This is a genomic window from Rhizobacter fulvus (genome assembly GCF_964020785.1).
Genome location: NZ_OZ224516.1, coordinates 553,705 through 566,885 on the forward strand (window position 1 = coordinate 553,705; position 13,181 = coordinate 566,885).

A 13,181-nucleotide genomic window follows, 5' to 3' on the forward strand; every position below is an offset into this window, starting at 1 on the left:
GGCAAGGGAGAACACGATGATTTCGAGCGGAACATTCTCATTCGCCACGCGCGCTTCGGCCGCCGTCCTGGGGGTGGTGATGGCGCTGTCGGGCACGTCGGTTCGCGCCGAAGACACCGACATTTTCACCGTCAACAAGAACATCGTGTCGGAAAGGCCGAACGTTCTGATCATTCAAGACAACACCGCCAACTGGAATACACCGTTCGCAGCCGAGAAAGCAGCGCTCGTCAACACCGTCACCGGTCTGGACGACCGCTTCAACGTTGGGTTGATGACGTTCGTCGAAACTGGCAACAGCGTCAAGGACTCTAGCGGCAACGGCAACGGCAATACCGATGGAGCTTATATACGTGCGGCTGTCCGGCAGATGACTGCCGCAAACAAGAAGGCTTTGGCGGATCTGGTCTTCTCGTTTGACCAAACTGCCGACGTAAGTAATAACGGACCCTACGACCTGGCAATGGCGGAGGCGTATCGGTACTTCGGAGGACTCGCTGCGTATGCCGGCTACACACAATCAAAGCGAGACTCGCTAGCGAACTCCATCACCGTTGGCGCAAGTGCAACCGCATCGAACGCAGTATTTGCCCGCCCTGGAAACGCGTTCGTTTCGATGGCAAGCAGTACCTACGTCAGCCCAATCGCGGACAACTGCGCAAAGAACTTCGTCATTTTCATCAGCAATGGGCAGAACAACGTTCCGGCATCGGACACAGCCTCGGCTAAGTCTCAATTGCAAAGTTTCGGCGGCAATACCACTGACATTCCCTTGAGCCCGAATGGTGAGCAAAGCAACATGGCGGATGAGTGGGCGCGATTCATGGCGAACACCGACGTCAACGCGACCCGGCCGCTGACCCAGACCGTCGTCACCTACACAGTTGATGTGAATCCAAGCCTCGTCGGCAAGGGTCCAGATCACACGGCCCTGCTAAAGAGCATGGCTTTGCAAGGCAAGGGCAAGTATTTCGCGGTCAACGGCAACGCGACCGAGATCGCCGACGCGCTGAACAAGATCTTCACCGAGATCATCGCGAAGAACAGCGTGTTCGCGGCCTCCGCCCTGCCGGCGAGCGTCAATACCCGCGGCACGTTCCTGAACCAGGTCTACATGGGCCAGTTCCGCCCGGACGGCAATGCCTCGCCGCGCTGGCCCGGGAACATGAAGCAATACACGGCCGGCCTGAACGCAGCCAACCAGCTCGAACTCAAGGACGCCAACGGTGCCGCGATCGCCGACACGACCTATGGCTTCCTGCTCGGGACAACCAAGAGCTTCTGGACCTCCAACAGCACATTCTGGAACGCGGGCTACTACCCCGATGCCCAGCAACCGGTGAGTTCGACGGGCGTCGCGATCGACGGACCGAACGACAATCCGGACGGCAATGTGGTCGAAAAAGGGGGCGCCGCCCAGCGCCTGCGAATCGCCTACTCCGGCCCGTCTCCGAACTTGGTTAGCTCGCGCAACATCTACTCCTGCACCGGCGCCTGCGCCGGCGGGTCGACGCTAAGCACGTATCCGTTCGACACGACAAACACCGCCATCGACGCGACCGCGCTCGGCATCAACATCACCGCCGCCGTATCGAGCATGAGCTATACGGAGACGACGCCGGGCATCGGTTTGGTGACCGCCACGGCGCCTGGTCACGGCTTCGTTACCGGCCAGAGCGTGACAATTCTCGGCGCTTCGCCAGCCCAATACAACGGGCTAAAAACCATCACCGTCGTCGACGCCGACACATTTACCTTTCTTATCACCGTAACGCCTGCTTCTCCTGCAACCGGAACGATCACGCTGATGAAGTCGACGACACCAGTTTCAATTTCGGTGACGAGGAGCGGCGGCACGGGTTTGACAGACACAGCAACAGCAACGAGCTCGACACCGCACGGCTTCGTGAACAACGACTCGGTTGTCATTGCGGGTGCGAGCGGCACGTCGGCAAACTACAACAAGACTGCCACGATTACGTATATCAGTAATACTTCGTTCAGCTATTCGATCGCCGTCGATCCGCCGAGTCCTGGTACGGTGGTTGGTGCATCGGCGATCGGCCCGACTGCGACGACAAGCATTCAGTCTATTGTTCGCTCCAATACGACGGTGACGGTCACCAACCAAGGGAACAATAAGTTGGCTGCCAACAATTCCGTGACGATTACCGGCGTTCCAGCCGCGTCGGGGGGAGCCTATTACAACGGCACCTTCACGGTCCTTAGTGCGACCAACGGTAGCTTCACGTTTGCGTATCCCGGCTTGGTCCCACCGAATTCGGCAGCCGGCACTGTCACAGCCTACAAGGCAACTACGCCGATTTCGGCCACGATAGCGCGCGCGGTGGGGACCACGACCGGCAACGTGACTGTGACAACGGCAACGGCGCATGGCGTATCGACGGGCGAATCGTTCACGATTTCTGGCGCCACTGAGGCCGCCTACAACGGAACCTTCGTCGCAGTTAGCGGCTCGGGCACGAGCCTCACCTACACAGTTTCAAAGAGCCCGACCAGCCCTGCCACGGGGACAATCACCGCGACCTTGACAGGCACCGCCGACAAGAACGAACTGATCAAGTGGATTCGCGGCGAGAACACTAAGCTCGACGATAACCCGAGCACCGCTGCCGCCGCGAACACCTACGTGCGCGGCTACCTGCACGGCGACGTCGTCCACAGCCGCCCGGCCACGGTCAATTACAACCGCAACGGCGACGACAACGACGTGGTCGTGTTCTACGGCTCGAACGACGGCATCTTCCACGCCGTGCAGGGCGGCACCGGAACGACCGGCGGCAACGAGCTGTGGGGATTTATCCCGAGCGAGTTCTTTAAGAAGTTCAACCGGCTTTATTCCCAACAGCCGCTGATCGACAACACGAACTCGAGCACGGCCAAGTCCTATTTCATGGACGGACCGATCGCGACCTACACCTTCGACTCGAACAACGACGGGAAGCTCGATCCGACGGTCACCGGTGCGAGCAACGACAAGGTCTACCTCTACATGAGCGCACGGCGCGGCGGCCGCTTCCTCTACGCACTCGACGTGACTGTCCCGACAACGCCGAAGCTGCTGTGGAACGTCAGCAGCAGTACACCCGGCTTCGCGGAACTCGGGCAGACCTGGGGCGAAGGCAAGATCACCAAAATCAAGGGATACGCCAATCCGGTGCTGGTGCTGACCGCAGGTTATGACGCAGCCAACAACGATGCTCTGCCGCAGACCACGGCAAGCATGGGACGTGGCGTGTTTCTGATCGATGCAGTCACCGGCGCGCCAATCTGGCACGCCGGCTACGCCGCAGTCTCATCGCCTCCCACGGGCATGACATCGGTCGCGATCTCGGGCATGGACTACTCGATTCCGGCAGACGCTGCCGTGATCGATTCCGACGCCGACGGGTTTGCCGACCGCCTGTATCTTGCCGACACGGGCGGGAACATCTGGCGCGCCAACATCAGCGCGGTCACCTCCGGAGGGGCGCCTGACAAGGCGGCCTGGACGGTCACCAAGCTGGCTGCGCTCGGCGGCACCGGGTCGGATGCACGCAAGTTCCTCTCGGTCCCCGACGTCGTCGCTTTCGACGGCCCGCCGGCGACGATGGATTCGATCCTGATCGGATCTGGCGATCGCGAGCACCCGTTCGACGTCTCGATCACGAATCGCTTCTACATGATCAAGGACAGCCACGCGCTGACCGCTGTCCCTGCCTCCGTGATCACAGAGTCCACGCTCTACGACGCGACGCTGGACGACATCCAGTCCGCAAACGCGACGACCGCAGCGGCGGCATCCGCGTTGTTGGCGACTAAGAACGGCTGGTACATCACCCTGGGCACGGGCGAGAAGGTCGTCACGCCATCGATCACGCTGGCGGGCTCGACGGTGTTCGGGACCAATATCCCCGAGTCGACGCTGACGAACACCAACAGTTGCTCGTCCGGGCTCGGCGAAGCGCGCATCTACACGGTCAACTTCAAGAACGCTGCATCGGTGATCGACAACGCGGCCCCAGTCGGCACGCTGGCCGCCAATGATCGCTACACGACCGTTGCAGGTGGTGGCCTGCCGGCGCCGCCAGTGGCCATTTCGGTCGAGATCAATGGCAAGTTCTATGAAGGCGTCGGCATGGGGCCGACCATCATCTCGCCCCCGGGAGTGCCGCTCGCCAGCCGCAAGCGGGTCTACTGGAACATGCTGAGCGAATCGAAATGATCGGTGGTGCGCACCGGCGGGTGCGCGCCCCCGTTGCCACCGAATCCGAATGCGCTTCTCGCCGTCGCGTCTGGCGCTGCACCTCACCGTGCTGGCTGCGGTCGGGCTCCATGCCGGGGTTGGCTTCTGGCTGATGTCACCCGGCGGGCACCCGGGCGGCGCGGCGGTCGGCACGCCAAGAAGCCTGCCCGTGACACTGGTGCCGTCCCAGCCGACAGCGGCCACCCCGACGGGGCCCGCACCGCCCCCGCCGGTCCCCCAAGCCGCTCTTTCGGAGCGCCCCTCTCCTGGCCCCGTCGTTTCAGCGCCGCCCAGCACCTCGACGTCAGCACAACCGGCTGACGCGCAAGCGCCTGAGACCTCCTCGGCCCAGTCGCGAGAAGAACTTCCTGCCGGAGACCCGGACCAATTTATGGCCGCCTCCCTGCCGGGCGAGCCGTTGATCCCCCTCGAAGACGAAGACGCGATGATCGCCGGCAGTCTTTCACTGCGCCTGGCAATCGACGAGACCGGACATGTGGTCCGCAGCGATATCGTTTCGCGAGAAGCCCTGTCGGACAAGGCGGTCGCCGTGTTCGTCAAGGCCTTCAGCAGCTACGACTACATTCCAGCCCGGCGGGGTGGCCGGGCGGTTCGCAGCGAGGTGACGATGGTGGTCGGGGTACAGGAAAACGCCGGCGAATCGAAGGAACCTTGATCGGCCTGATTCCAGTCAATACGTTCCCGGATACGCCCCCCCATCCAGCAGCACGTTCTGCCCCGTCAGATACCCCGCCTGCACGCTGCAGATGAACGCGCAGACCGCGCCGAACTCCTCGGCGTTGCCGAAGCGTTGCGCCGGGATGGCGGCACTGCGCTTGGCCATCACCGCGTCGAGCGACTGACCGGACTGGCCGGCTGCGGCCTGCATCGTGGTGCGCAGGCGCAGCGTGTCGAATGCCCCGGGCAGCAGCCCGTTGATGGTGACGCCGCGAGCCGCGACGCTGCTGCGTGCCAGGCCCGCGACGAAGCCGGTCAGGCCGGAGCGCGCGCCATTGCTCAACCCCAACGTGCCGATCGGCGCCTTGACCGCCCCCGAGGTGATGTTGACGATGCGGCCGAAGCCGCGCGCCGCCATGCCGTCGACCGTCGCCTTGATCAGCTCGATCGGGGCGATCATGTTGGCATCGAGCGCCTTGATCCAGTCGTCGCGCCCCCAGTCCCGAAAATCGCCGGGCGGCGGCCCGCCGGCGTTGTTGACCAGGATGTCGACCTGCGGGCAGGCGGCCAGTGCGGCCGCGCGCCCTTCGGAGGTCGTGATGTCGCCGGCGACGGTGCGGACCTCGCCGCCTTTCAGTGCGCGAAGTTCGGCGGCCGTCGCCTCGAGCGCCTCGGCGCCGCGTGCCGTGATCACCACGTTCACGCCCTCGCGGACCAGCGCGCTCGCGCAACCCTTGCCCAGCCCTTTGCTCGCGGCGCAGACGAGTGCCCACTTTCCGCTGATGCCCAGATCCATCGCTTGACTCCTTATCTTGCCTTGGCGAGCAGCCAGATGCCCGCGAGAACCAGCAACGTGCCGGCAGCGATCCACACCGTGAACGGCTCGCCGAGGATGACGACGCCCATCAGGATCGTCGACAGCGGCCCGATCATGCCGGTCTGCGCGGCCATCGTGGCGCCGATGCGCTCGATCGCCATCATGACCATCAGCACCGGCGCGAAGGTGCACAAGGTCGCGTTCAGCACCGACAACCAGATCACTTCGGGCGCCACCGCCAACGCGCCGAACGGGCGCAGCACCGCGAACTGCGCGATGCAGAGGAGGCAGGCCACCGTCGTCGCCAGGCCGGTCAGGCGCAGTGCGCCGAGCCGCTTGACCTCCTCGCCGCTGAAGGTGAGGTAGATCGCGTAACTCACCGCGCTCGCGAAGACGAGCGCCGCACCGAGGGCGGCATTGGCGCCGAGGGAGGTGAGTTCATGGCCGAACACCAGCATCACGCCGCAGTAGCTGACCGCCAGCGCCATGAGTTGTCGGCCCGTGACCTTGCGCTTGAAGATCACCACGCCCATCGCCAGCACGAGCGTCGGGTTCAGGTACAGGATCAATCGCTCGAAGCTGGCGCTGATGTAGGCCAGGCCCGCGAAGTCGAGAAAACTCGCCAGGTAGTAGCCGGTGAAGCCGAGGCCGATCACCGTGATCCAGTCGCGCCGGGTCAGCGGCGGCTTGCCGCGGCCGGCCCACCCCGCCAGCAGCAGGAACAGCGGCAGCGCGAACAGCATGCGGTAGGTGATGAGCGTGACCGCATCGACGCCATAGCGGTAGGCGAGCTTGACGATGATCGCCTTGCCGGAAAACGCGATCGCGCCAAGCGACGCGAGCGCCAGGCCGGGCCAGACCGCGCGCACGGGTGCAGCAGCGCCCGGGGCTGCGGTGGTGGTGGAAGACATTGCGACCGATTCTACGGACCGGCCGAGTTTCACGCGGTGCGTGGTGCAGGTCTCTCCAGGTGCCAGGTGCTGGCGCCGCGCCGGAAGCCGAGCGATTCGTACAGGCCGATCGCCACGTCGAGCGGGTCCGCGACGATCACGAGCGTGTCCAGCGCCATGCGCTCGAAACCGTGCCGACACACCGCATGGACAAGCGCGGCGCAGAGCCCGCGGCGGCGCCAGGCCGGGTGGGTCGAGACGTGCTGGAAGCGTCCGAGCGCCTGGCCTGGCAGGCGGAACAGCCCGCAGTCGGCGACCAGCGATTCGACGCCGTCCCCGGCATCCGTGAAGACGCCGAACCAGTGACCCATGCCGGCCTGCGCCATCGCTGCGTAGCGGCGCATCTGGCGCGCCCGGAACAGCCGGTACTGCGCTTCACTTTCCGACACGCCGGCATCGGCCGCCACCTGCATCTCCACCGCCAGTGGCGCCTGCTCGGGCAGTCGCAACGCCTCGATGCGAAACGACGCGCCGATCGCCTTGCGCGGCGCACGCAGTTGCTCCCGCTGCATCGTCAACACGGTGGACGAGAACAGCGTGAAACCGCTGGCCGCGAAGTCGGCCGGCAAGTCGAACGGCGCTTCGCTGTCCACGCCGAAGGTGACGTGGCGCGACTCGCTCTGCCGCGCGGCGATCTCCGCCTCGAAGCGCGCGCACCAGTGCGCCGCGTCGCCCGCGCGAGGCGCATGGTCGAACAGCAGGAAGTTGCCCCACCAGAACGTCGGGTTGTGCGGCGTGCGGATCACCAGGTGATCGGTGCGCGGCACGACCTCGCCGTCGAAGCGCACGAAGATCAGGTCGGTGCGCCAGCCCAGCGCGCGCGGTTCGGCGAACACCCGGGGCTCGTCAGCAGGCGACCGCCTGGCCGTCGCGGCGCGGATCGCTCGCCGCGACGTAGCCTTCGACGGCCGGGTCGCCGAGGCGCCAGATGAACTGGCCCGCGCCGAAGTCCTGGTAGCTGTCGTTGATGACCTCGACGCGGTGGCCCAGGGCCTGCAGACCGGCGACCGTGGCCGGGTCCATCGCCGCTTCGACGTTGATCTCGAGCCCCGCGTTGTAGCGCCAGCGCGGCGCGTCGCACGCCGCCTGCGGGTTCTGGCCGTAGGCGAGCATGCGAACCAGCGTCTGCAGGTGACCCTGTGGCTGCATGTTCGCGCCCATCACGCCGAAGCTCATCACGGCGTCGGTCGCGGCGCCGCTGCCCCGCGTGAGGAACGACGGGATGATCGTGTGGAAAGGCCGCTTGCCCGGCGCCACGACGTTCGGGCTGGCAGGATCGAGGCTGAACGCGTGCCCGCGGTTTTGCATCGACAGGCCGTACCCCGGCACGACCACGCCCGAGCCGAAGCCCATGTAGTTGCTCTGGATGAAGCTGACCATCATCCCGTGCTCGTCGGCCGCGGTCAGGTAGATCGTGCCGCCCTGGGCCGGGTTGCCGTGGCCGAAGTCCTGCGCGCGGTGCATGTCGATCAGACGCGCGCGCGACGCCAGGTAGCCCGGATCGAGCAATTGCGCGCTCGTGACCTCCATGCTCGCCGGTTCGGCGACGAAGCGGTAGGTGTCGGCGAACGCCAGCTTCATCGCCTCGATCTGCAGGTGCTGCGAAGCAATGCCGTCGACCGGCAACGCCGCGATGTCGAACTGCTTGACGATGCCCAGCGCGATCAGCGCTGCAATGCCCTGCCCGTTCGGCGGGATCTCGTGCATCGTGTGGCCGGCGAAGTCCATGCCGATCGGCTGCACCCATTCCGGCCGGTACGTGGCGAAATCGGCCGCGGTCATCGCGCCGCCGTGCGCGCTCGCATGCGCCGCGGCGGCCTGGGCGATCTCGCCGCCGTAGAACGCACCGCCCTTCGTCTCGGCGATCAGCCGCAGCGAGCGCGCCGCAGCGGCGAAGCGGAACAACTCGCCCACGTGGGGCGCCCGTCCGCTCGGCATGAACGCCTGCGCGAAGCCGGGCTGGTCGGCCAGCAGCGGCACTGCGGCCGCCCATTTCTGCTGAACCACCACCGGAACCGCGTAGCCGCGTTCGGCGATCTCGATCGCCGGCGCGAGCAGGTCGGCGAACGGCAATCGGCCGAAGCGCTCGCTCATCGCGGCCCAGCCCGCCACCGCGCCCGGCACCGTGGCGCTGTCCCAGCCGCGCCTTGGCGGTGTGGCGGCATCGGCGCCGTGTCTGCGCTTGAAGTACTCGGGTGTCCAGGCCTGCGGCGCGCGGCCTGAGGCGTTCAGACCGTGCAACGTCTTGCCGTCCCAGATCAGCGCAAAGGCATCCGAACCCAGGCCGTTGCTGACGGGCTCGAGGATCGTCATCGCCGCGGCGGTCGCGATCGCGGCATCGACGGCGTTGCCGCCGTTCTGCAGCATCCGCAGTCCCGCCTGCGCAGCCTGCGGGTGCGAGGTCGAGACCACGTTGCGGCCGAAGATCGGCAGGCGCTGGCTCGGGTAGCCGCGGGACCAGTCGAATGCATGGGTCATGAGGTTCACGTGGAGGTGGGCGACGAAGCCTCGATGATCGCAAAGAAAATGCCGCCCTCGGGCGGCATCGTCTCGAATTGCGCGGCCGCGAGCCGCGCGGCATCAGGTCTCTTCGGTGAAGGTCTCTTCGCGCTTTTTGCTGATCGACGGCAGCATCACGATGACGACCATCAGCGCCGCAGCGGCCAGCAGCGCGGCCGACAGCGGACGGGTGATGAACGCCGTCCAGTCGCCGCGCGACAGCAGCAGTGCGCGGCGCAGGTTCTCTTCCATCATCGGCCCGAGGATGAAGCCGAGCAGCAATGGCGCCCCCTCGCAGCTCAGCTTGTAGAAGACATAGCCGACCAGCGCGAACACCGCCGTCATGTAGACGTCGAAGGTGTTGTTGTTCAGCGTGTAGACGCCGATGCAGCAGAACAGCGTGATGGCGGGGAACAGGAACTTGTACGGCACCGTCAGCAGCTTGATCCAGATGCCGATCAGCGGCAGGTTCAGGATCACCAGCATCGCGTTGCCGACCCACATCGAGGCGATCAGGCCCCAGAACAGCTGCGGGTTGCTGGTCATCACCTGCGGGCCGGGCTGGATGCCCTTGATCGTCATCGCGCCGACCATCAGCGCCATCACCGCGTTCGGCGGAATGCCCAACGTCAGCATCGGGATGAAAGAGGTCTGCGCACCGGCATTGTTGGCCGACTCGGGGCCCGCCACGCCGCGGATGTTGCCCTTGCCGAACGGCACTTCGCCGGACCGCATCTTCATCTTCTTCTCGACCGTGTAGGCCGCGAACGAGGCCAGCAACGCGCCGCCGCCCGGCAGGACGCCCAGCATCGATCCGAGCGCCGTGCCGCGCAGCACCGCCGGCCATGCGTCGAGGAAGTCCTGCTTGGTGGGCCACAGGCCCTTCACGTCCTTCGTGAAGACCTCGCGGTGCTCGGCCGGCTGGCCGAGGTTGGCGATGATCTCGCCGAAGCCGAACACGCCCATCGCGATCACGACGAAGCCGATGCCGTCGGTCAGCTCGGGGATGTCGAAGCTGTAGCGCGCGGTGCCCGAGATCACGTCGGTGTTGATCTGCGCGAGCAGCAGGCCGAGGATGATCATCGCGATCGCCTTCAGCAGCGAGCCCGAGGCCAGCACGACGGCACCGATCAGGCCCAGCACCATCAGCGAGAAGTACTCAGCCGGGCCGAACTTGAAGGCGAGTTCTGTCAGCGGCGGCGCGAACGCGGCGATCACGATGGTGCCGACGCAGCCGGCGAAGAACGAGCCCAGGCCCGCAGCGGCCAGCGCCGAGCCGGCGCGGCCCTTGCGGGCCATCTGGTAGCCGTCGATTGCGGTGACCACCGAGCTCGACTCGCCCGGCACGTTGATCAGGATCGCGGTGGTCGAGCCGCCGTACTGCGCGCCGTAGTAGATGCCGGCCAGCATGATCAGCGCCGGTGTGGCGTCGAGCGCGTAGATCGACGGCAGCAGCATCGCGATCGTCGCGACCGGGCCGAGGCCGGGCAGCACCCCGATCAGCGTGCCCAGCACGCAACCGAAGAAAGCGTACAGCAGGTTCTGTACGGTGAACGCGACGCCGAAGCCGAGCGCGAGGTTGTTCAGGAGATCCATGGTGGTGTCCGGTCGACTCGGGTCAGGCTCAGGAAGCCATGAAGAAAGGCTTGAGCGGGATCGTCAGACCCAGGCCCCAGATGAAGACGATCCACGAGAACACCGTCAGGACGACGCTGTTGGCGATCACGCCCTTCCAGCTGAATTCGTCGCCCGCGAAGCTGACCATCACGATCAGCAGCGGGATGGTCAGGAACATGCCGAGCCGCGGGAGCGCCGCGCCGAACACGGCGATCGACACGATGATCACCAGCAGAGGACGCCATGCGATGCTGCCGATCGGGTCGCCGCCTTCGGTCTCGATGGTCAGCGACTTGAACAGCACGATCGCACCGAGGATGGCCATGATCACCGACAACATCAGCGGAAAGTAGCCCGCGCCCGGCTTGGCCGAAGTGCCCATCGAATAGTTGGTCGCACCGACCGCGAAGATCACCCCGGCGACGACGAACATCAACCCCGAAAAGAAATCCCGTTGACTCTTGATTTTCACCAGTGACTCCAGCTTTAGCGTTGCGCGGATTCTAGGCAAAACCCTGCCTGCATCCGGGTCTGGTTTACGCCTAGCTGCCCTGCCCCTTCACGAGGGTCAGGCCTCCCAGGCGGGGGTGGAGCGTAGCACCTCGTCGAGCGTGGTCGTGCCCTCGGCGACCTTCATCGCGCCGGCCAAGCGCAAGGGTCGCAAACCGTCGGCGAGCGACTGCTGGCGCAGCCGCGCCGCGTCGGTGACGGGATGGATCGCGGCGCGCGCCGCGTCGCTGAGCGTCAGCAACTCGTAGAGTCCCGCCCGGCCCCGATAACCGGTCATCCGGCACTCGATGCAACCGACCGGCCGATAGGGACGCACGGCACCGCTCAGGCGCCAGGGCTTGACGACTTCGTCGAGCCGCTCGCGCGTCAGCCCGTCATCGGGCTGCTTGCAGGCCGCACAAAGCGTGCGCACCAGGCGCTGCGCGAGCACGCCGATGACGGTCGAGCCGATCAGGTACGGCGCCACGCCCAGGTCGACGAGCCGCGTCACGGCCGAGGCCGAGTCGTTGGTGTGCAGCGTGCTGAACACCAGGTGGCCGGTCAGCGCGGCCTGGATCGCCATCTCGGCCGTCTCGAGGTCGCGGATCTCGCCGACCATGATGATGTCCGGGTCCTGCCGCATCAGCGCGCGCAGGCCTTCGGCGAAGTTCAGGTCGATCGACGGCTGCACCTGCGTCTGGTTCAACGCGGGCTGGATCATCTCGATCGGGTCTTCGATGGTGCAGACGTTGACCTCGTCGGTCGCCAGGCGGCGCAGCGTCGAGTACAGCGTCGTCGTCTTGCCCGAGCCGGTCGGACCGGTCAGCAGGATGATGCCGTGCGGCTGCGTGATCAGCTGCTCCCAGCGCTTGGCCTCGGCCGGGCCGAAGCCGAGCGCGTCGATCGACTTGACCGTGGTGTCGGGATCGAAGATGCGCATGACCATCTTCTCGCCGAACGCGGTGGGCAGGGTGGCCAGCCGCATCTCGACTTCGTCGCCGTTCGGGTTGCGGGTCTTGATGCGGCCGTCCAGCGGGCGGCGCTTCTCGACCACGTCCATGCGGCCGAGCAGCTTGACGCGCGCGATCATCGCGTTCATCACGCCCGGGGGCAGCTGGTAGACGGTGTGCATCACGCCGTCGATGCGGAAGCGGATCACGCTGCGCTCGCGGCGCGGCTCGAGGTGGATGTCGGACGCGCGCTGGTCGAACGCGTACTGCCACAGCCAGTCGACGACCTGAACCACCCCCTGGTCGTTCGCGTCGAGCTGCTTGTTGGTCTTGCCGAGCTCGACCAGCTGCTCGAAGCTCGCGAGCGCCGAGACCTCGCCAGTCTTGATCGCGTTGCGCACCGAGCGCGACAGGGTGTAGAACTCGGTCGTGTAGCGCGCCAGGTCCGGCGGGCTCGCGACCACGAGCTTCACGGTCTTGCGCGCATGCGCCTCGATCTCGGGCACCCAGCTGCGGTCGAGCGGCTCGCAGGTCGCGATCGTGACTTCGTTCAAGCCGACGGTCAGCGGCAGCGCGTGGCGTCGCTCGGCGTAGGTGATCGACATGATCTCGGCCACCCGGCCCACGTCGACGCGCAGCGGGTCGATGCGCATGTACGGCAGGCCGCAGCGGCCGGCCAGCCACTCGGTCAGCGCCTCGATGTCGAGCGGCTTGCTCGTCCCCTGGCGCACGAGGTTGACGCTGGCGATGCGCACCAGCGGGTGCTGCGCGCTCTGCCCGCCCGCAAAGCGGCGCGATGTCAGTTCCGCATCCTCGGCGCTGACCAGGCCGTCGTCGTGCAGCCACTGCACGAGCAGACGCCAGTCCAGCTTGCCGGCGGGGGCGATCGGGGGAGTCGGCGTGGGCTTGGCGGCGGCTTTCATGGGGACGAGTGT

Annotated in this window: 9 protein-coding genes; 2 read left to right on the forward strand and 7 right to left on the reverse strand. The window is 66.0% G+C overall.

The features are described from left to right. Positions 1 to 16 precede the first annotated feature (16 nt). Positions 17 to 4,225: a hypothetical protein gene (locus ACWH49_RS02705; RefSeq protein WP_448170047.1), complete on the forward strand. Its 4,209-nt coding sequence runs from the start codon at positions 17 to 19 to the stop codon at positions 4,223 to 4,225. 412 nt (positions 4,226 to 4,637) lie between these two features. Further along, complete coding sequence (locus ACWH49_RS02710; RefSeq protein WP_448170048.1) at positions 4,638 to 4,922, forward strand: hypothetical protein; 285 nt, start codon at positions 4,638 to 4,640, stop codon at positions 4,920 to 4,922. A gap of 15 nt (positions 4,923 to 4,937) precedes the next feature. Here ACWH49_RS02710 and ACWH49_RS02715 read toward each other — a convergent pair whose 3' ends face one another. The 7 genes from ACWH49_RS02715 to ACWH49_RS02745 form a co-directional block, all read right to left on the reverse strand. Beyond that, the gene (locus tag ACWH49_RS02715) at positions 4,938 to 5,720 is read right to left on the reverse strand and encodes an SDR family oxidoreductase (protein WP_448170049.1); all 783 of its coding nucleotides are present in this window, start codon (positions 5,718 to 5,720) and stop codon (positions 4,938 to 4,940) included. Between the two features lie 11 nt (positions 5,721 to 5,731). Further along, positions 5,732 to 6,652, reverse strand: coding sequence for a DMT family transporter (locus ACWH49_RS02720; RefSeq protein ID WP_448170050.1), 921 nt, complete (start codon positions 6,650 to 6,652; stop codon positions 5,732 to 5,734). 29 nt (positions 6,653 to 6,681) lie between these two features. After that, complete coding sequence (locus tag ACWH49_RS02725; RefSeq protein WP_448170051.1) at positions 6,682 to 7,527, reverse strand: GNAT family N-acetyltransferase; 846 nt, start codon at positions 7,525 to 7,527, stop codon at positions 6,682 to 6,684. Between the two features lie 10 nt (positions 7,528 to 7,537). After that, a complete protein-coding gene (locus ACWH49_RS02730) occupies positions 7,538 to 9,169 on the reverse strand; it encodes a gamma-glutamyltransferase family protein (RefSeq protein WP_448170052.1) in 1,632 nt (543 codons plus the stop codon). Positions 9,170 to 9,271: 102 nt separating this feature from the next. After that, positions 9,272 to 10,786, reverse strand: coding sequence for a tripartite tricarboxylate transporter permease (locus tag ACWH49_RS02735; RefSeq protein ID WP_448170053.1), 1,515 nt, complete (start codon positions 10,784 to 10,786; stop codon positions 9,272 to 9,274). 28 nt (positions 10,787 to 10,814) lie between these two features. Then, positions 10,815 to 11,279 carry a tripartite tricarboxylate transporter TctB family protein gene (locus tag ACWH49_RS02740; protein ID WP_448170054.1) on the reverse strand — a complete coding sequence of 155 codons (465 nt, stop codon included), beginning with the start codon at positions 11,277 to 11,279 and terminating at the stop codon, positions 10,815 to 10,817. 96 nt (positions 11,280 to 11,375) lie between these two features. Beyond that, positions 11,376 to 13,169: a GspE/PulE family protein gene (locus ACWH49_RS02745; RefSeq protein WP_448170055.1), complete on the reverse strand. Its 1,794-nt coding sequence runs from the start codon at positions 13,167 to 13,169 to the stop codon at positions 11,376 to 11,378. Between the last annotated feature and the right edge of the window lie 12 nt (positions 13,170 to 13,181).

Bases quoted from the DNA above. Each gene is read 5' to 3' on its own strand.
- ACWH49_RS02730 (WP_448170052.1), bottom strand. From the start codon at position 9,169: ATGACCCATGCATTCGACTGGTCCCGCGGCTACCCGAGCCAGCGCCTG.
- ACWH49_RS02715 (WP_448170049.1), bottom strand. From the start codon at position 5,720: ATGGATCTGGGCATCAGCGGAAAGTGGGCACTCGTCTGCGCCGCGAGC.
- ACWH49_RS02710 (WP_448170048.1), top strand. From the start codon at position 4,638: ATGGCCGCCTCCCTGCCGGGCGAGCCGTTGATCCCCCTCGAAGACGAA.
- ACWH49_RS02720 (WP_448170050.1), bottom strand. From the start codon at position 6,652: ATGTCTTCCACCACCACCGCAGCCCCGGGCGCTGCTGCACCCGTGCGC.
- ACWH49_RS02705 (WP_448170047.1), top strand. From the start codon at position 17: ATGATTTCGAGCGGAACATTCTCATTCGCCACGCGCGCTTCGGCCGCC.
- ACWH49_RS02735 (WP_448170053.1), bottom strand. From the start codon at position 10,786: ATGGATCTCCTGAACAACCTCGCGCTCGGCTTCGGCGTCGCGTTCACC.
- ACWH49_RS02745 (WP_448170055.1), bottom strand. From the start codon at position 13,169: ATGAAAGCCGCCGCCAAGCCCACGCCGACTCCCCCGATCGCCCCCGCC.